We start from the raw sequence: 18,543 nt of genomic DNA on the forward strand, positions 1-18,543 counted from the left end.
TGGACGCGACACCTCGGGGCTTCGCGGGCCGCGCAGCCAGACAGGAGCGCAAAGGCGCCGCTGTCGGCTTTATCGATCTCCGGTATCCTCCCAATCGGCTCCGCGACACAGTTTCAATCGATACGATTTTGTTCGTTACCGACCCTTGCATCTCGGAGCGCGCGAAGGGTGGGTCCCTTTGCCATAACTGTCAAATGCGATCTTTGGTGGTTGCTATACCGAAACCGGTATGATCTAGCATGCGGAAAGAAACCGGCGGAAAGGCTGGAAGATCATGGCGGCATTGCGCGATCCCGATGCTATTCCAGTAAGTTACGAGAAGCTCCCGGGAGATGGGGAGACACTCCTGCGCAGTGGCTTGAGCTTGCGCCACATGCGCATGATCGCCGCCCTCGACGATCACGGACGGGTGAGCGCGGCGGCCCAGGTCATGAACATCTCCCAGCCGGCCGCCTCGCGCATGATCGCCGAGATGGAGGCGGTGCTTGACGTAAAGCTGTGCGAACGGCTGCCGCGCGGCGTGACCCTTACCCCCTACGGCCAGGCGCTCGCCAGGCGGGCCCGGTCGATCCTGCTCGAGATGCGCGAAGCCGACCGCGAGATTGCCGAGCTCAAGGCCGGCAAGGGCGGCTCGGTGTTCCTCGGTGCCGTGACCGCGCCGGCGATCGAATTGGCCGTACCGGCGATTCGCGAGATCCGCCGCATCTACCCGCGCATCGAGATCACCATGCAGGTCGAGACGTCGAACGTGCTCGCCCGCGAGCTGATCGCCTCGCGCCACGACTTCATCATCGCCCGCATTCCCGACGACCTCAATCCGCGGCTGTTCGAATCCCGTGTGATCGGCGTCGAGAAAGCCTGCCTGATCGTGCGCCGCGGCCACCCGCTCGCCGGGGGCAATGTGGTCAGGCTGGAAGACACCGCCGCCTATGACTGGGTCTTCCAATCGGGCGGTTCGCCCTTGCGCCAGGCGATGGAAAGCAATTTCCTGAACCGCAACATCGCGCTGCCGGACCGGATCTTGAACACCAGCTCGCTGCTGCTCACGCTGGTCATGGTTGCACAATCCGATGCCATCGCACCGGTCTCGGTGCAGGTGGCGAAGTTCATCCAGAATCCGGACGGGCTTGCCGGCGCCATCGATGTCGTCCAGACCGAGTTCGACATCGAGGTCAGGCCCTACAGCCTGATCACGGTCCGGAATCGCGTGCTCTCGCCGGCGGCCAAGATGCTGCATGATTTCATCCTGCGCGAAGTAGGGTGACGGAACGAGAACCGACACCGCGCGTTCAGAAGCGATCGGCATGCGCGCTGGAGCCTGTTTCGGGCGAGGGAACGAGGTGTCGATGGTCAACAACTCGAGAGGTTTTTATGGAACGTCGGAAGTTTCTTACTGGAATGCTTGGCGTTGCGGGGGCAGTGGCATTTGCAAGCGTGGCCGGACCCGGCCGCGCGGTTGCCGGTATTCCCCAGGGCACCGGAATTCTTGATGAGCTGGACAAGCCAGATCCGGCTGTCTTCGAAGGGGACGACGAAGTCGCGCTGGAGCAGGTCTCCCATCGCAGCGGCCACCATGGCCACGATTACCACGATGACTACTGGCGTCGCCGCCATGGACGCCGCCGCGGCTGGAGACGGGTTTGCCGCAGCTACTGGCGCCACGGCCGCCGCCGCGTCCGCTGCTGGCGCGAGCGCGTCTGGCTGTAATCGCTTCTGCGGTTGACGCAAAGGCCGACCACCACAACGTGGCCGGCCTTTGCGCGTACGGCGTTGATCGACCAGTGTAACGTGTATGGCCTGCATTTTGCCTTGGCGTGAGGTCGAATCTACGGAACCATATGAGCCTTTGTTCGTTGAGGCGCTGTTTAAGCGGAGCTTTGACATGTCGAGGGGCGATCAGGAAGAACGGCTTTCTGCAATCGAGGTCGGACAGGCCGCGGGCAATCCGCACGCATGAAAGGCGTGGCGATACTTACCGAAGCCCGTAGCGGTTCCGAATGGCTTGGCAGTCTCACAAACAGCACGGGATTGTTCGGCAACTCCGCCGAGTGGCTCGACACGACCAATCTCGGGTGCAAGCCGAAATCCTTCGATGACCTGCTGTCCGCCGTGATCGATCGCGGCGGGACCGCGAACGGCACGTTCGCCGTCAAGCTGTTTCCACGGCACCTTCACTGGTCGCAGGCCAAATATGGAGCCGACTTCCTGGCGGAATGCGGCCGGCGCCATGCCATGGGTTTGGTCCTGCTGGAGCGGCGGGACCGTCTTCGCCAGGCGATTTCCTATTGCCGGGCGAAGGCGTCAGGCCATTGGAGAAGCACGATGGACGGCGCGGACCTGGTTCCGCAATACGACTTCGCCGGCATCTGCCAGGCCTATTTTCTGATCGAGCAGAGCTATGCCTTCTGGGAGGCATATCTGCGGCTGGCCGATCTGCATTACGATCACTTTTTCTATGAGGATCTGTTGGACGATCCTCGTCCGTACGTCGCGTCGGTGGCTCGGCAATTGTCGATGGAAATGCCGGACGGAGAGTTCGAGACGAATTTGCGCCTGCAGCGGGACGACCTCACCGAAGATTGGGCCGAGCGGTTCCGCAACGACGTCAAATCGGAAGACCTACTGGCGCATCTGCCCAGGAAGGTGGCACCGCGGAATATCAGCAACCTCGCCCGGTTCCTCCTCAAGAAGCAGATGCGAACCGGCCAGGCCTGAATGCCTCTTTAGTCTCGCCAAGGGCAATTCCAGGAAAAGTGCATAGCGGTTTTCCCGGGAGAAGCGCGTAGCGCTTCCCCTTGGGAATTGCGTGAAAACAAAGAGTTAGAGCGGGTCAGCGATTCCGTGAAATGCTGAATCGGCTCGGGTGGACAGGTTCCTGCGTGGGCCGGATCAGCAACCGACTTTTCGGTTTCAGGCTGGAGCGGGTAGCGGGAATCGAACCCGCGCGTTCAGCTTGGGAAGCTGACAGGCTACCATTACATCATACCCGCGCTGCAGCCTCGTTATCATGACGGCATGGCTTCGGGCAATCGCAAAGCAGTGTCACGACGCGGGCTTCGCCAACTCACCTGGTGACGGTCGGCGCCTGCTCCCTGACCTTTGCGACTTCGCCGCCGGCGGCGAAGCTCGGCCAGTATTTCGAGATAGCCAGCGTCGCGCCGGCGGAAGAGAAATGGCCATAGTCGAAATAGAGAAACTGCTTGCTGGTGGCATCCGCATAGGAACAGCCGGTGGCGTCGCACAGATAGGTAAGCGGATCGATGAAGGTCGCGCCTTTGGCGAAGGGCTGCACCTGCTTGTTGATGTCGGGATCCATGGCCATCGGCCAGGATGTGTTCACGGCGCCCTCGTGTTTTGCAAAGAAAGCGATCTTCTGGACGTCGGCGATGAACTCCGGAGACTGGCCGATGACATAGACCTTGACACCCATGTCGCGCAGCCGGTCGATCGTCGTTTGCAATCCGTCGAAGCCCCTTGCCTGGTAATCCGTCCATCGTCCGCTCAGGATCACCGCCTGGATATTGGCATCGCGAATGATCGACAGCGCCCGTTCGTTGAAGCGGGTGCAGGCCGGCCGGGCATAGGAAAAATAGGAGAGGTTGGGCGGGCAGCCGGCATAGGTATATTGGATGACGTTGGCCTGGATTTTCTGCGCGTTGGCCTCCAGGCCCGAAACATAGTGAGCCGCGAAGGAATCGCCCCACAGCAGCACATTGGTGGGAAAGCCGTGCGTGCGCGTGCAGTCGGCAAGATTCCAATCCTCGATCCGATTCCCGCCTTCGTTGAAGCAGACGCCGTTGCGCCAGTCACCCACCAGGATGCGTTGCGTCGAAAAATCAGGGAACCGCTGCGGAAAGCCGTTGCCGAGCACGCTGGCCAGACCGCCGACGCACAGCAGGGCAATCGCCGTCGCCGAAAAGGCGAAGATCGGCAGCGGGGCGGTAAAGGGTCGCTTCCGCCGGAAAGGCTGCTCGACATATTTCCACGAGAAGGTCGCCAGGGCGAAGCTCGCCACCGTCATCGCGACGATCGTCGGCACCGAGATGGCTTTCAGCGAGAGATAGTGGACGAAGGAATTGATCGGCCAGTGAACAAGGTAGAGCGAATAGGAGATGAGGCCGACCCAGACCATCGGAGAGAATTGAAGCACGCGCGTGGCGACAGGCACGGGCCGGTCGGGGTGATTCTGGCCCGCATAGATGAGCAGAGCGGTTCCGATGCAGGGAAACAGGGCGTTGTAGCCAGGAAACGGATCGCTCTCCGAAATCGTCAGGAAGCCGAATGCAAGCAGGGCAAAGCCGGCCAGGCCGACCAGTTCCGTTGCCGGCCGGCTGGCTAGTGGCGGCGGCCTTTTCAGCATCAGCATGGCGCCCAGCGCCAGTTCCCAGACACGTGTCGGCAAGAGGTAGAAGCCGGCGGTCGGCGCCAGCGTGGTCGCCATGACCGCCAGGGCAAAACTTCCGATGGCGATCGGCAGAAGTATCGTCAGCCAGCGCTTCGACGCATACCGGTAGATCAGATACACAAGGATCGGCGCGAAGATGTAATACTGCTCCTCGACCGAAAGCGACCATGTGTGCAGCAGCGGCCGCAGTTCGGCGTCGATCGAAAAATAGTTCGTCGTCTTCCAGAAATAGATGTTCGACCAGAAGGTCGAGGCCGCGATCACGCTGAGGCTGAATTCGTGCAGGTCCGACGGCAGCAGGATGAACCAGGCCGCAATGCTTGCAAGCAGGATGACGAAGGTCAGCGCCGGCAGGATGCGCCGTGCGCGACGCCAGTAGAAGCGTCCGATCGAGAATTGGCCGCGCTCGAGATCATCGAGCAGGCTGCCGCTGATCAGATAGCCCGATATGACGAAGAAGATGTCGACGCCGGTGAAGCCACCGGGAATGGCGGACACGCCGAAATGGAAGAGCACGACGGGCAGCACCGCAACGGCCCGCAGGCCATCGATATCACGCCTGTAATTCATTCGACCGGTCCGTATGCCGTGGCCGGCGATGGTCGTGCGGCGGAGCCTGAAATGCTCCTCATACGGCAATCCCCGGTCGTGCGAAAAATCGTGGCTGTGGGTCCCACGGAATGTGCTCTGCAGCACAACTTTGCTGCACTGCAACATACATGTCAAGACGAATGCCAGGCTTCGAACGCTGGCGACGCCGATTTGCCGGAACGGGATGAATCAGGCGCCGGGCAGGTAGATCACGGCGTAGTCGTCGGCATAGGCCCGCTTCCAACCCAGTTCATCGAAGAAGGGGATGCGGGTGTCATCGGCTGTAAGCAGTGCCCAGCCGATGGCGTATTTCTTCAACTGGGCCGCGAGCAGCGGTTTTCCGCCGGTTTGCCCCGTCACCTCATCCGTTTTCGTGAACCCGTCCTGGAACAGTTGGTCCGTCCTGCCGTCGATGTAGGTCTTGATGTCGTGGAAAATCAGCGTGCCGCCGAAATTATAGGAATTCATCACGTTGCCGGACAGGTGGTGAGCGCTGGCGAACGCAAGGGCGCCGCTGGCCGATGTCGTCGGGCTCGCTGCGACTTGGTAGGCGTTGTTGAGCGCAAGGATCGCGCCGACCAGCAACACGGCCGTCGCGCCGCAGAGCAGATGGAACCGGCTGGCGAAGAATTTTTCGAGTACGTCACGCTTTTCGCTCAGCCAGGCGCCGGCTGACAAAGAGGGGTACTGGCGCGCGACTTCGACCGCCACCACCACGGGAACAAGCAGGAAGAACAGATAGACGAAGCGCTGGTGCGACAGGTAGACATGCAAGGTGAAGACGACGAACAACGCCTTGGCCCAGCCGATCCGCAGCCGTGACGTTATAAGCCCGAAAAGCGCCACCAGTATCGCGGCTTCCTGGAGATCCTGTTCCTGGACATTGAACGGCCGCCACTCCAGGATCAGCGGTACTGCTTCATTGCCATGGGCGACGGTGAACGTGGCCAGAATGGCTTGCACACCATAGGGATGGATCAGGCTGACCAGTGGGCAGAGCAGGCCAAACGCAACCCACTTCGTCAAAAGAGCGGGTTTCGACAGGCCGGTGCGCGCCACGAGATCGAGACCGGCGAAGGCGGCGATGACGAAGCTCAAGGTGAAGGTAGCGTGCAGGTTGGCCCAGAGCACAACCAGCGCGAGGAGCCACCACGGCGGGGCCTTCTCCTCCGCCGATGCACGAAACAACACCGCCGTCCACGTGACGATGATCGGCAAGGTGAAGACGTGGGGACGCGCCGTATAGACAGGTGCGATCAGGATGGCCAGGATGAACGTCAGCGCTACCGCCAGTACCGGCTTCAGCCACGCGCTGAGGAACCATGCCGTCACGGAGACTGTCAGCCCTATCGCGGCGATGATCAGCGTGGCGACACCAGTCCATCCGCCGCTACGGTAGGCAAGGCTCAGAAAGACCTGCCCCAGCCATTCCTTTGCGATCCACGGATGCCCGGCAAAAGTGTAGGAATAGGGATCGACCGTTGGAAATGTCCGGTTTGCCAGGAAATCCAGCCCGACTTTCACGTGCCACCAGCTGTCGGGGTCCTTGAGGGTCGCGCCCGCGAATGGGGCCAATCCAGCAGCTGCAATGGAGGCGGCGAACAGGCAGAATATCAGCCTGATGCGCTGTGCATCCTCGAGCCGCGACGTGGTCGGAACGATTGCCTCAGCCTGGTTCATGTCGCGCTCCGGGCCATTTTGCCTCTATTCTTGTCAACCGATCGGGGCATCCGCGCCGCCGGCGGAGAACGAAACGGGGTTAGCCGGAATGAAAAACGGCGGCGAACAGCCGGTTTCCCGCCAGATGGACAAACGGTTTTCGATGAGAGCTCCAGCCCGGCTGGAATGACCGCATATCCCGGCGTCGTGCGCAACAGGCCGACGGCGTCGGATAACAGCATCCCCGGACAGTCAAACGAGCGGCTTGACCACATGCGCAAAATATTGGGCTCCAACAGGTATCTTGGTCAGGAAACGCTCGAACGGCCGCAGCCTTGCAAGCGGTCTGGGAAAGAAAATCCGATAGACGATCCGAGTGCCGGAAAGACCCGCCGCGGCCATTCGCCTGCGCATCTCCGGCGAGCTTATCAGGACCGCGTTCTCGTCGAAGGCGCAATTCCTTACCGCGTGGGTGGTCAAGGGATTCCACGGATTGTGCTCGAAGACAAAGAAACTGCCGCCATTGGCCAGCACCCTGCCGATTTCGGCGAACAATCCGATCTGAAGGTTTTCGGGGATGTGATGGAAAACGCAAGCCGCGAAGGCAAGGTCGAAGCTATGGTCGGCGAAGGGGATTGTCTGGCCGTCGAAATGCGTGAACGAGGCCTGATCGGGGAAGCGCTTGCTGGCGACGTCCAGCGATTTCCGCGAAGGATCGAGCAGGACGATCTCGCTGTCGGGAAACGCTGCGCGCATATGGCCGAGCGAATTGCCGACGCCGGCACCGAAGTCGAGGATGCGCCTGGGTTTCACACCGGCCCGTCTCAGTGTCGCCGCGACGTCGTCGATCTTGTATTTCGCGAAGAAGTCCGGCGTCTCGCCACTAAGCCTTATGCTCGCGGCATGCTGCTCTTGGTACTCGCGCGCAAACTGGTCGAATTCGGCCTCAAGCACGGGCGGCTCTCTTCGCCATCTCCTGCAGACGATGCGCGGGCAGACCCTGGGCTGGCTCGCTGCGCGAAACGATCTCGTTGACGAAATAGAGCGGCCGCCGCTTCGTTTCCATGTACATGCGGCCGAGATACTCGCCGAAGATGCCCAGCACCAGAAGCTGTACGCTGCCCAGGATAAGCATGATCGCGGCAAGGCTCGTCCAGCCGGGCAGCACATTGCCGCGAGACCATTCGAACAGCGTATAGCTGAGCACGACCAGGCCGAGCAGGCCGAACATCATCCCCAGCAGCGAGGCAAAGCGCAAAGGCACGATCGAAAAGCTGGTCATTGCGTCGATCGCCAGAAGAACCATCTTCTTCAGCGGATAGTGGGTGGTGCCGGCAAAGCGCCGGTGCCGTTCATAAGGGAAGGCGACCTGCTTCAGCCCGATCCAGCTCACCATGCCGCGAATGAACCTGTAGCGTTCGGGCATTGCAATCAGATGGTCGAGCGCACGGCGGCTCATCAGCCGGAAATCTCCGGAGTCCGGCGCGATCTCGACATCGACCATCCTGCCGAGCAGGCGGTAGAACATCGAGGCGGAGGCCAGCTTGAACCAGCTCTCGCCCTCCCGTTTCACCCTTTGGCCGTAGACGACGTCGAAGCCCTCATCCATCTTCGCCATCATCGCCCCCAGCAGTTCGGGCGGATCCTGGAGATCGGCGTCGAGAATGAGAATGCGCTGGCCGCGGCAGAACTCCAGCCCGGCGCTCAAGGCGATCTGGTGGCCGTAGTTGCGTGCAAGGTCGATGGCGACCACATGGTCGTCCTTTTCGGCCAGGTCGAAAATGGCCTCGCGGGTGCCGTCGGTCGCCCCGTCGATGACGAGCACGATCTCGTAGGGGAGGCTTTGCTCGAGGCATACCGCGCCGACGCGTCGATGAAGCTCGGCCACGCCGGCGCGTTCATTGTAGCAAGGCACGACGACCGACAACATGGGTGCGCGGTGCGCGCCGATTTTTCCCGTTCCCGCCAAAGCCTGGCTCCCACTGTGGAGATGACAATAGCAGCAATTGGTTAGAAAACAGATAAGTCAGGAGCCGGCGTGGCCACTGGCTGGCTGGCCGATATGCGTTCGGCGCCGTCAACGGCCGGGTCACGAACGAACCGGCAGTTCCATGCGGATGCGGGCACCGCGCCATGAGCCCGCCAGGATACGGATGGTTCCCTCATGCAGCAGCGCGATCTGCCGGGCGAGATTCAGTCCCAGCCCGGCCCCGCGCGATTGCGGCTGCAGGCGATAGAAGGGCTCGAACACATTCTCGCGCTCTTCCACGGGAATGCCCGGGCCTTCGTCGCGCACCTCGATGCCACCCGTCCGGTCGATCGCAATCGTGATGGTACCGCCGCCGCCGCCATGCTCGATGGCGTTGCGCACGAGGTTGGCGAGCGCCCGCTCGATCTGCAGCACGTTGACTTCGACGCGTGTCTTGTCGGGCGACGGCTCGAAGGCAAGGTCGTAGCCGGCCTCGATGGCGAGCGGCGCGAAGTCGGCCGCCACCCGGCTGACAAGATCGTCGAGATCGACGATCTCGCGCTGGTCGGATGGGCGGTCGAGCAATTGATGATCGAGCAGTTGCTGTGCGAGATGCGACAGGCGCTCGATATCATGCAGCAGCCGCGTGCTTTGCGGCTCCTGCCGCAGCAGCTCGGCGCGTGTACGCAGGATGGCGATCGGCGTGCGCAGTTCGTGTGCCGCGTCGGTGAGGAAACGGTTGTGCCGGTCGTACCCCTGCGCGAGGCGCGCCAGAGCCTCGTTGAAGGCATGCACCAGCGGCGCGATCTCCTGCGGCACGTGCTTGACCGGCAGCTGCATCGCACGGGTGCCGATATCGATGCGCGCCGCCTGGCGGACGGTTTCGACAAGGCCGGCAAGGGAGCGGCGGACCACGGCCGGCGTCGTCACCAGTGTGGTGGCGCCCATGACGAGGACGATGGGCAACAGCAGGATCGCGATGACGAGCGCCAGCGCCGGCAGCGCGCGTTCCCAGTTCCTGCTGCCGTCCGGATACCGGGCGACCTCCACCGTGGCCGAAATGTTGATCTCGAGCCCGTCGGTCTCCTGGCGCGACGACTGCGTCGCGGCGATGATCCGTACCGCGCCGGCTTTGGTCGAAGCGTTTTCGATATAGGCTTCCGGCCGCATGTCCTTGTCGGAGAATCCGATCGTGGCGTGGTCTGCCTCGCCGAGCAGGACGCCGAAGTCCTTGGTGTAGACATCCGGGATCGTGCCGGAACGGACGCTCTGCCCGCTATCGTCGCGAACGATGTACCAGACATTGGGGAAGCTCTGGCGGAACGCGGTAAGCTCTTCCGTTTCACGGACGACCAGCCTGCGGTCCTTGTCGCGGTCGACGGCATCCTTGACGGCCGCGACGGCAGCCTCGTTGTCGATGAGCAGGCTCGGATTGGCGATCCAAAGGGCTGCCGCGCACAGCACGATGAAGAGGAGCAGCGTCGCCGCCTGCAGCAGGATCAGCCGGCGGACCAGGACCCATTGCAACGAGCGTGCGCGCACTTTCTTCACGAGGCTGCCCGCAGGAGATAACCGAGATTGCGGATCGCTCGTATCTCGATGCCGGCGGCGACATCGTCGAGCTTGCGGCGCAGCCGCGACACATGTGCGTCGAGCGCATTCGAGCCGATCTCGTCGTCCAGGGCGTAGACGGCCTCCTCGAGAGCGCTGCGCATGATGGTCCGGCCCGGCCGGCGGATCAGCGTTTCAAGCACCAGCCTTTCACGCCGGGGCAAATCGAGCGCGTGATCCTCGACCAGCGCCTCGCGATGGCGGAAATCATAGGTGAGGCGGCCGACCATTGTCTGATTGGCGCGCGAGGTGAACGAGCGGCGGTGCAAGGCGTGGAGCCGCGCGACGAGTTCCACCGTGGCGAAAGGCTTGACCATGTAATCGTCGGCGCCGGCATCGAGCCCGGCAACCCGGTCCTCCAGCCCGCTCATCGCCGTCAGCGCGATCACCGGCACATCCAGATGCAGGGCGCGCAGGCGCGGGATCAGGCTGAGGCCATCGCCATCCGGCAGCCGGCGGTCCAGCACCACGGCGTCGTGATGGCCCAAACGAGCCACCGCCTCCGCATCGGCCAAGGTCGCGGCATGGTCGACGATGATGTCCAGGCGCTCCAGAGCGGCCTTCAGCACGGAGGCCATTTCCGGTTCATCCTCGATCAGCAGGACGCGCATTGGCGTTCTCCTTAGCGCGTGGCCGCGGAATTTGCGGCACGGCGGTTCACTCGCATTCCAGCTTCGGCCGGCGGAAATTGGTGATGAACCAGCGGCCGCCGGAAGCGCGGGCGTAAAATGTGTAGAAGCATTCCTTGCGCTCGATATAGCCGGGCGTTTCGGTCTCTTCATAGACGGTTCGGTGTTTTGTGTGGCGAACCTCGCCGCTGGATGTCCCGGAAACCGCTGACGTCGAGACCTGGCGCCACTGATAGGCGCGTTCTCCCCGGCCGAGGTCGACGATCGCCGTTGGCGGCCCGTAATCCAGAACGACCGATTCGACCGGCTGTCCGACATAGTTCTTCATGATGTCGGAGGCGCAGCCCGCCAATGCGAGCGCGATAGCAATGAACAATAGCTTGGACGTCCGTCGGCCCGGGCGATGCGTGGACATTGCTGATTCCCATGGTGAAAATTCACGCAGGCGACCTAGATTGCGAAGATTACATCGACATTGCGACAAGCATGGAATGCTTCGTCGCCTCGGGCGGGATGTCTGCGTCCAGGCATCAAGAACAAGAAGATCGCGCGATGCCGCGGCCATCGCGCGATCGAGGTCGGCCGCCTGCTGTTTCTAGAACCGGTAGTTGATGCCGGCTTTCAGCTCGTGGCTGCCGATCGTCTCCTTGGACCTGCCAAGGGCCGACGTCGTTTCCACGTCGGGGGTGCGGACATAGTCGTACTCGACCTTGGCCGAGAGGCCGCCGGCGAAGCCCTGCTCGATGCCGGCGCCGACGAGGTAACCGACCTTCCATCCGTCGCTGCTGCTCACGCCGTCGCCCTTGTCGAACCTGGTCATGGCCACGCCGCCGGTTCCGAACAGCAGCGTCTGGTCGAAGCTCACGCCGGCCTTCGCCTTGGCCACGCCACGCCATTTTTCCTTGATCTTGCCGCCCTGGACATTGTGCTCGGCACCGCCCAGATAGGAACCTTCGATCTCGGCGCCGAGAACCGCCGGGCCCATCTGTTGGTTGTAGCCTGCCTGGACGCCGCCGCTGAAGCCGTTTCGGCCGGCGAACGGGTTCGGCATTCCCGTGAATGCCGTGCCGCCATGGACGCCGACATAGGCGCCGCTCCATTGGGAGGCAGGAGGGTCGTTGTAGGCAGGCGAGAGGTCGGCGGCTGTTGCCGGCCCGAGGAGGCAGACGGCAAGGGCACCCGCCGTCAGGACGATCTTTGCTTGAGGGGACACTGCATTACTCCAACACAAACGCGCATCCGCACCCGATACGCTGGTTAACTGCTGAGGACCCTGACCATTGGGGCGGTCAGCTCCGATTGGTGTCTTTCTGGATGGCCGCGCGGTTCTGGGACCGGCTTTCGCCGGCTATGTGGTACGGGTAGATCGCCGCGCGGTCCGTCACCTGAAAGACGCCTGGTATCTCGCAAGTGAAAATTGCACGCACATTGCGCAAAACTGGAAAACGGCGATTTTGTGCTTTATTTTCAATAAATTAAAATGAAATTGTTTACCCATATTTAAGAATTGCGAATCTCGGGCAACCGGGAAACTCGATCACTTGTTTGACATGAACAGGCTTCCCAGTTGCCCGCCTCACGCGCGGAAGCGTACAAAATCCGACGGCAATCGGCCTCGAGGGCGGGGCTTCGGTTCGCTGGTGCCAGGCAATTCGGGGGAATTTGCTTTTGCGAATCATTTATTTCCATTCGGACACGCATCCATATGACAAGGCGATCTACCCAGGCGTGGGCCCGGCCTTCGCCAGGCCGTTTTCATGGGAGGCCCGGCCGATCAGCCAGATCGGCAGGGGCCATTGCGAGGTCGCCGTCGTCGACAATCGCCTGGAGCCCGGAGACGTCGAGGTGCTGAAAAAGCACCTGGCGGTCCCCGCAAGCGACAGGCCCGCGCTCTTTTTCCGGGTCAGCGATTCGGACATGCCGGAGACAACCAACCCCTGTGTCAGGTTCATCTTCGATTGCGCCGACCATCCCGGCGTTCACTATGCCACGACCTATGATCCCGAGGGGCCATTCCTGGCATTCGTAGGGACGCTGAAAGTCTCTCGCGTGGTCCATTTGCCCTATCCCTACGATACCTCGCGGGAGGTCGAGATTCCCTTGGCCGGCCGTCGCCGCGGGGTCTTCCTGTCGGGCAGCAATTCCAGAACATTATACCCGGTGCGCTATGCCTTGCGTCGCCGGCGTGCGCGCTTTCCTTGGCTGCGACTGTTCATCTTCGACCTGAAACACCCGGGATATCCCGAACATGGCAAGCCACCCCGTCATGACTTCACGCATGCGCGCTACATCGGTCTTGCGGCGCAATTCAGCCACTTCTTCCTTTGCGGGACGCGCTACAATGTCGAGCTGATGAAATATGTCGAATGCGCCTATGCCGGCTGCGTGCCGGTCGGGGTGCCGGCAGGCTCGCTGGATGCGGTTGCCGGGCGGTATTTTCGCCCATATGGCGGTCCTGGGCTCGATCTCCTGAAGGACCTCTGGCAGCCCATGCGGGAGCTCGAGGAACGGGCGGCCGGATACAGGGCAGCCATGCGTGAACTTCGGTCGCCCGCCAGGATCATCCGCGATTTCACGGCAGAGGTCAGGGGCATCGAGGGCAAGTGATCGGCATGGACAGGCAACATCCGGAAGCAGCGCCGGATGGCGCCATCGAACCTGTCGTCAATGCCGTTTGGATCGGAGCATCCCTGGACGACCTGCATGCCGCGTGCCTGCGTTCCTTCGTGCTGGCGGGCCACCGGGTGCATCTTCATTGTTACGACACCCCACGCAATGTTCCGCCAGGCGTCGAAACGGTCGACGCGTCGAAACTGATGCCAAGGGAGCGGATCGTCTACTACAGGTCGAACGGAAGTCCGTCCCTCTTTTCCAATCTCTACCGCTTGAAGATCCTGGAAGCAGGGCTCGGCCTGTACGTCGATTGCGACGTGTTTTGTCTCAAGCCCATCCCGAAACAGGACTATATCCTTGGTTACCAGTCGAGCGACCAACTTAACGGCGCCGTGCTGAAATTGCCGGCCGGCAACCAGACACTGCTTGAGATGCTGAAATTCGCGGAAGATCCGTATTACATCGTGCCCTGGCTCAACCGCTCCAGGCTGATGCGCTACAGGTTGCGCAAATTCATCGGCCTGCCGATCCACATTTCCAACTATAGCTGGGGCAGGCTGGGCCCCGAGGCGCTCACCTATTTCGCCAGCAGAACCGGCGACATCGGTCACGCGGTTCCCATCGACGTCTTCTATCCGCTTAGTCACCATCAGGTCGCAATGCTGCTCGATCCGGACCTTTCGCTTTCGGATATCGGCACTCCGCGTACGCTGTGCATTCATCTGTTCGACCATACGCTCCGCCAGTGGATGATCGGCCGCACCGTTCCACAGGGCTCGCCTCTGGGGCAGATGCTCGAGCGCTGCGGGCTTTCCACGGCAGCCGGACGCTAGCAACGGTCCTGGCTCGTGCCGGCTTGCTGGATGGCCGCCAAGCACGTATCTCTTGGCCGTGCCCATGAGTCCGGGCATCTCAATCGGGAGACGGCATTGTCCGCACTGACGCGCTTTCTCGGCGACTCGCCGCTCAGGGTTGTCCTGAAGCTGCTGGTGGTATCCTTTCTCGTCGGCCTAGTCATGAACGCCTTCGGCTGGTCGCCGATGGATGTGTTCTACGGTATCCAGAAGTTCTTCATCGACCTTTGGAATCTCGGCTTCCACGCCATCGACCGCTTCCTCGGCTACATCCTGCTCGGCGCCGCGATCGTCGTGCCGGCCTTCATCCTGCTCAGGATCGCCAACTACCGGAAATGACTTTCAGGCGTACCCCGAGGCCACCTCGAACAGGATGGCGTGGCGCGCGGCAAGTGCCGGCACATCGGTGGAATAGCCGCCGCCGATGACACCGCAGACAGGAATGCCGAGCGCCCGAAAATGGCCTATGACCATCTCGTCGCGGGCGCGCAGGCCGTTGTCGGAAAGTGCCAACCTGCCGAGCCGGTCCTCTGCATGGACGTCGACGCCGGCATTGTAGAAGACGATGTCCCAACGCGCTCTCGCCGAGAGCTCCGGCAGGATCGCGGCCAGCCTTTCGACATAGGCGGCGTCGCCCGTGCCGTCGGGCAGCGCGACGTCGAGGTCCGAGGCGATCTTGCGCACGGGGTAATTGCGCTCGCCATGCATGGAAAAGGTGAACGCGCGCGGCTCATCGCCCAGAACGTCCGCCGTGCCGTCGCCCTGATGCACGTCGAGGTCGACCACCAGGACGTTGTGTGCGGCGCCCTCTTCGAACAGAACCAGCGACGCGACGGCGACATCGTTGAAGGTGCAGAAGCCGGCGCCTTGTGCGCGTCGCGCATGATGGCTGCCGCCGGCGGTGTTGCAGGCAATGCCGTGGCGCAAGGCAAGCCGCGCCGCCGCCACCGTGCCGCCGGCGGCAAGCTGTGCGCGCAACGAGACCCGCGGGCCGACCGGAAAACCGATCTCACGCTCGATTCTTTCTGGCACGGCGCAATGGATGACCTGGTCTACATAGTCCGGCGCATGGGCGAGCCCGAGCCATGACGCCGGCGCGGGTTCGGCTGTGTTGAGCGCCGCTGGGCTGGTCAGGCCGCGTGCCCGCAAGGCCTCCATCAGCAGCGGATATTTGCTCATCGGAAAGCGATGGTTGGTGGCAAAGCCGGCGTCGTAGTCGGGGTGGTGGACGATCTGCAGGGGCATCGACTGGGGTCGGATGGTTTCACGCCAGAGCGGGATTTCGGTTGGCCGTCGCGGAAGGACGATTGCGCGGTGGCCAAAAAATGGGGCACATCGGTTCCCCGATCAAGCCGCAATCAGCAAGGCAGCAATCCTTTGGACAACGGTGCCATCCCAGCCGACGCCAGAGCCTTTTCCGTCACCAATCGCTCGGTGCTTGCCATCGCCGTGCCGATGACGCTCGCCTATCTGACGACGCCGCTGCTCGGCCTGGTCGATACGGCTGTCGTCGGCCAGTTCGGTGATGCCGCCTTGCTTGGCGGCCTGGCGGCCGGCGCGCTGGCTTTCGACGTCGTCTTCACCACCTTCAATTTTCTGCGTTCGGGCACCACAGGCCTCGTCGCCCAGGCCTTCGGGCGTGGAGACGCCCTCGAGGAACAGGCGGTGTTCTGGCGCGCCGTGCTGATCGCGGTGGTTGCCGGTGTCGTGCTGGCAGCGCTTTCGCCGCTCATCGCCGTTGGCGCCCAGTGGTTCATGGACGCCGGACCACGCGTCAGCGAGGCGATGGGCGTCTATGTCAGGATCAGGCTGCTCGCCGCCCCATTCTCTCTGATCAACTACGCTGTCCTCGGATACGTGCTGGGGCGCGGCGAGGGTGGGCTGGGGCTTGTCCTGCAACTGGTGCTCAACGGCATCAACATCGCGCTCTGCTTCCTGCTCGGCCTTGAACTTGGCTGGGGCGTTTCCGGCGTCGCCTGGGCAACCGTCACCGGCGAATTCCTCGCCATGCTGCTTGGTCTTGCGATCGTGGTGCGGCGGTTCCGATCCAGCCCGCCCTTACCTCGCCACCGCCTGCTCGACATGGGCGCCTTCCGGCACATGCTGTCGCTCAACCGCGACATCATGATCCGCTCGTTTTCGCTGCTTGCCGCCTTCGCGCTGTTCACCCGCCAGGGCGCTGAGTTCGGCACGGTGACGCTCGCCGCCAATGCGGTGCTGATGAATTTCTTTCTCGTCGCCGGCTATTTCCTCGATGGTTTTGCTACCGCCGCCGAACAGCTTGCCGGCCGCGCCATCGGCGCGCGGGCGGCACTACCCTTCCGGCAGGCGGTCCGTCTGACCCTGTTCTGGGGTTTCGGCCTGGCCGGCGGCGCGACATTGGTGCTGTTGCTGGCGGGTGCCAATCTGGTCGCTGTCGTGACGACATCGCAGGAGGTCCGCGAGGTGGCCGATGTCTATCTGCCGTGGGCGGCGTTCACCGCGCTGAGTGGCGTGCTCGCCTTCCAGATGGATGGGGTCTTCATTGGCGCGACATGGTCGCGCGACATGCGCAACATGATGCTGTTGTCGTTCCTCGTCTTCGCCGCCGCGCTGATCACGCTGGCGCCCGCCTTCGGCAATCAGGGCCTGTGGGCGGCTTTGCACGTCTTCCTGCTGGTGCGGGGCTTCAGCCTGCTGACGATCCTGCGGCTGCGGGTGCGGACGGCTTTCAGCTGAGCGGCTTCGATGCCCATTGGTCGAGCCGGCTGTCGCGCAGCTCGCGAATGGACTTCAGCCGCTCGGTCTCGGCAAAGCGCGCCATCCCGGCAACGATCCGGCCTGGCAGCGCGGGTCCGCCATAGATCATGCCGGTGTAGAGCTGGACGAGATCGGCGCCGGCGCGGATCTTTTCCAGTGCGGTTTCGGCGGAGTTGACGCCGCCGACGCCGATGATGGCCATGTCCGGCCCGACGAGCTTGCGCATTTTTGCCAGCACGATGGTCGAGCGCTCGAACAGCGGCGTTCCCGAAAGCCCGCCGGTCTCCCGCGCGGCATTGCCGCTGCGCAGCGCCGGCCGGGAAATCGTGGTGTTGGAAACGATGATGCCATCGATCCGCTTTTCGATGACCTCGGCGGCGATATCCTCCAGTTCGGCCTCGACCAGATCCGGCGCGATCTTGAGGAAGACCGGCGGCCGCGCGATTGCTGTGGCACGCGCGGCCATGACGCGGGACAAAAGCTCGCCGAGCTGTTCGCGCGCCTGCATGGTGCGCAGCCCTGGCGTGTTGGGCGAGGAGATGTTGACGGTGAGATAGCTGGCACGGGGAGCGAAGCGGGCGACGCCGCGCTCATAGTCGCCGACGCGGTCGGTGCTGTCCTTGTTGGCACCGATGTTGACGCCGACGATGCCGCCGCGCCCCTTGCGCGCGGCAAGGCGTTTTTCGGCCGCCGCGTGGCCCTCATTGTTGAAGCCCAGCCGGTTGATGACGGCTTCATCCGATGTCAGCCGAAAGATGCGCGGCTTCGGATTGCCGGCTTGCGGCAGGGGGGTGACGGTGCCGACCTCCGCGAAGCCGAAGCCCAGCCCAAGCAGCGCGTCGGGCACCTCGGCGTTCTTGTCGTAGCCGGCCGCCATGCCAAGCGGATTGGGGAAATCGAGGCCGCAAAGGCTGATCTTCAGCCTTGTATCGCGTACCGTCCGCGCGCCGACCGGCAGGCCGCAGCGCAATGCCGCGATCGACAGGCCGTGCGCGGTTTCCGGATCGAAGGTGAACAGCAGCTTCTGGCCGATCCGGTCGAGCACGCTCATTGCCCCTCCAGGGCCGGGAACTGGTGGCTACCGTCGGCACCGAGCGGCAGCGGCTTGACCCACAGCACCGCCTTCGGGTCGAGCACGCCGTAGAGATGCGGAAACAGCGCGCCGCCGCGCGAGACCTCGTATTTCAGCGCATCACCCAGGCTGGCGCCGTCGACGGCGACCAGCAGAAGGTCCGTCTGGCCCGAGAAATGCCTGGCCGCGGTTTCCGCTGCCTGCTCTGCCGTCGAGAAATGGATGAAGCCGTCGGCGATGTCGATTGGCGCGCCGGTGAAGCGGCCATTGGCTTCGGCCTCGCGCCAAGGCGCTTGCGGAGTTATCTTGTAGATAATCTGTGACATGGTTGCGCTATAATCCGAACCAGTCGTCCGGGGAAGGCCAGGCCAAGGGTCTTCCCCATTTCCGGCGCAAAGATG

19 protein-coding genes and 1 tRNA gene are annotated in these 18,543 nt (G+C 62.8%); 6 read left to right on the top strand and 14 right to left on the bottom strand.

Annotation, left to right across the window (positions count from 1 at the left end; translation table 11 throughout):
* The first annotated feature begins 274 nt into the window (after positions 1-274).
* The gene (locus EN824_RS27810) at positions 275-1,264 is read left to right on the top strand and encodes a LysR family transcriptional regulator (protein ID WP_015319281.1); all 990 of its coding nucleotides are present in this window, start codon (positions 275-277) and stop codon (positions 1,262-1,264) included.
* Positions 1,265-1,350: 86 nt separating this feature from the next.
* On the opposite strand, the gene EN824_RS35375 is transcribed toward EN824_RS27810, so the two are convergent.
* Together EN824_RS35375 and EN824_RS36190 are read right to left on the bottom strand one after the other, a co-directional pair.
* A complete protein-coding gene (locus EN824_RS35375) occupies positions 1,351-1,614 on the bottom strand; it encodes a hypothetical protein (protein WP_189343536.1) in 264 nt (87 codons plus the stop codon).
* Positions 1,615-1,896: 282 nt separating this feature from the next.
* On the bottom strand, positions 1,897-2,229 hold the full coding sequence (locus EN824_RS36190; protein ID WP_245512003.1) for a hypothetical protein: 333 nt from the start codon (positions 2,227-2,229) through the stop codon (positions 1,897-1,899).
* 3 nt (positions 2,230-2,232) lie between these two features.
* On the opposite strand from EN824_RS36190, the gene EN824_RS36195 reads away from it, so the two are divergent.
* On the top strand, positions 2,233-2,715 hold the full coding sequence (locus tag EN824_RS36195) for a Stf0 family sulfotransferase (protein ID WP_245511999.1): 483 nt from the start codon (positions 2,233-2,235) through the stop codon (positions 2,713-2,715).
* Between the two features lie 201 nt (positions 2,716-2,916).
* On the opposite strand, the gene EN824_RS27825 is transcribed toward EN824_RS36195, so the two are convergent.
* The 9 genes from EN824_RS27825 to EN824_RS27865 all read right to left on the bottom strand — a co-directional run bounded on the left by EN824_RS27825 (position 2,917) and on the right by EN824_RS27865 (position 12,077).
* A tRNA-Gly gene (locus EN824_RS27825) sits at positions 2,917-2,990 on the bottom strand.
* A 74-nt stretch (positions 2,991-3,064) separates the two neighbouring features.
* The gene (locus EN824_RS27830; RefSeq protein ID WP_135932918.1) at positions 3,065-4,975 is read right to left on the bottom strand and encodes an acyltransferase family protein; all 1,911 of its coding nucleotides are present in this window, start codon (positions 4,973-4,975) and stop codon (positions 3,065-3,067) included.
* Between the two features lie 210 nt (positions 4,976-5,185).
* The gene (locus EN824_RS27835) at positions 5,186-6,676 is read right to left on the bottom strand and encodes a hypothetical protein (RefSeq protein WP_135932919.1); all 1,491 of its coding nucleotides are present in this window, start codon (positions 6,674-6,676) and stop codon (positions 5,186-5,188) included.
* 231 nt (positions 6,677-6,907) lie between these two features.
* The gene (locus tag EN824_RS27840; RefSeq protein WP_135932920.1) at positions 6,908-7,609 is read right to left on the bottom strand and encodes a class I SAM-dependent methyltransferase; all 702 of its coding nucleotides are present in this window, start codon (positions 7,607-7,609) and stop codon (positions 6,908-6,910) included.
* Entirely contained in the window at positions 7,602-8,585 is a 984-nt protein-coding gene (locus EN824_RS27845; RefSeq protein ID WP_135916898.1) for a glycosyltransferase family 2 protein, read from the bottom strand. Before EN824_RS27845 ends, EN824_RS27840 begins: the two co-directional genes overlap by 8 nt.
* Positions 8,586-8,744: 159 nt before the next feature.
* Positions 8,745-10,175 (bottom strand): HAMP domain-containing sensor histidine kinase, encoded by a 1,431-nt coding sequence (locus EN824_RS27850; protein ID WP_135920991.1) that lies wholly within the window; start codon positions 10,173-10,175, stop codon positions 8,745-8,747.
* The gene (locus tag EN824_RS27855; RefSeq protein ID WP_135862036.1) at positions 10,172-10,846 is read right to left on the bottom strand and encodes a response regulator transcription factor; all 675 of its coding nucleotides are present in this window, start codon (positions 10,844-10,846) and stop codon (positions 10,172-10,174) included. The genes EN824_RS27850 and EN824_RS27855 overlap by 4 nt, the downstream gene beginning before the upstream one ends.
* 46 nt (positions 10,847-10,892) lie before the next feature.
* Complete coding sequence (locus tag EN824_RS27860; RefSeq protein ID WP_135862033.1) at positions 10,893-11,279, bottom strand: hypothetical protein; 387 nt, start codon at positions 11,277-11,279, stop codon at positions 10,893-10,895.
* A gap of 180 nt (positions 11,280-11,459) precedes the next feature.
* Positions 11,460-12,077 (bottom strand): outer membrane protein, encoded by a 618-nt coding sequence (locus EN824_RS27865; RefSeq protein ID WP_135932921.1) that lies wholly within the window; start codon positions 12,075-12,077, stop codon positions 11,460-11,462.
* Positions 12,078-12,532: 455 nt separating this feature from the next.
* Between EN824_RS27865 and EN824_RS27870 the strand changes: the two genes are divergently transcribed.
* The 3 genes from EN824_RS27870 to EN824_RS27880 all read left to right on the top strand — a co-directional run bounded on the left by EN824_RS27870 (position 12,533) and on the right by EN824_RS27880 (position 14,670).
* The gene (locus tag EN824_RS27870; RefSeq protein WP_135862028.1) at positions 12,533-13,471 is read left to right on the top strand and encodes a hypothetical protein; all 939 of its coding nucleotides are present in this window, start codon (positions 12,533-12,535) and stop codon (positions 13,469-13,471) included.
* A 5-nt stretch (positions 13,472-13,476) separates the two neighbouring features.
* Positions 13,477-14,310 carry a galactosyltransferase Lgt5 gene (locus EN824_RS27875; protein ID WP_127278855.1) on the top strand — a complete coding sequence of 278 codons (834 nt, stop codon included), beginning with the start codon at positions 13,477-13,479 and terminating at the stop codon, positions 14,308-14,310.
* Positions 14,311-14,406: 96 nt separating this feature from the next.
* Complete coding sequence (locus tag EN824_RS27880; RefSeq protein WP_127278856.1) at positions 14,407-14,670, top strand: DUF6460 domain-containing protein; 264 nt, start codon at positions 14,407-14,409, stop codon at positions 14,668-14,670.
* A 3-nt stretch (positions 14,671-14,673) separates the two neighbouring features.
* Here EN824_RS27880 and EN824_RS27885 read toward each other — a convergent pair whose 3' ends face one another.
* Positions 14,674-15,576, bottom strand: a complete 903-nt coding sequence (locus tag EN824_RS27885; protein ID WP_135932922.1) for a histone deacetylase — start codon at positions 15,574-15,576, stop codon at positions 14,674-14,676.
* Positions 15,577-15,708: 132 nt separating this feature from the next.
* On the opposite strand from EN824_RS27885, the gene EN824_RS27890 reads away from it, so the two are divergent.
* Positions 15,709-17,049 carry an MATE family efflux transporter gene (locus tag EN824_RS27890; protein WP_135932923.1) on the top strand — a complete coding sequence of 447 codons (1,341 nt, stop codon included), beginning with the start codon at positions 15,709-15,711 and terminating at the stop codon, positions 17,047-17,049.
* Here EN824_RS27890 and EN824_RS27895 read toward each other — a convergent pair.
* The gene (locus tag EN824_RS27895; RefSeq protein WP_135932924.1) at positions 17,042-18,121 is read right to left on the bottom strand and encodes a quinone-dependent dihydroorotate dehydrogenase; all 1,080 of its coding nucleotides are present in this window, start codon (positions 18,119-18,121) and stop codon (positions 17,042-17,044) included. The two genes, EN824_RS27890 and EN824_RS27895, sit on opposite strands and share 8 nt — an antisense overlap.
* The gene (locus tag EN824_RS27900; RefSeq protein ID WP_135932925.1) at positions 18,118-18,468 is read right to left on the bottom strand and encodes a DUF952 domain-containing protein; all 351 of its coding nucleotides are present in this window, start codon (positions 18,466-18,468) and stop codon (positions 18,118-18,120) included. The genes EN824_RS27895 and EN824_RS27900 overlap by 4 nt, the downstream gene beginning before the upstream one ends.
* Positions 18,469-18,543: the final 75 nt, after the last annotated feature.

The organism is Mesorhizobium sp. M8A.F.Ca.ET.181.01.1.1 (assembly GCF_004792025.1).
Taxonomy (GTDB): domain Bacteria; phylum Pseudomonadota; class Alphaproteobacteria; order Rhizobiales; family Rhizobiaceae; genus Mesorhizobium.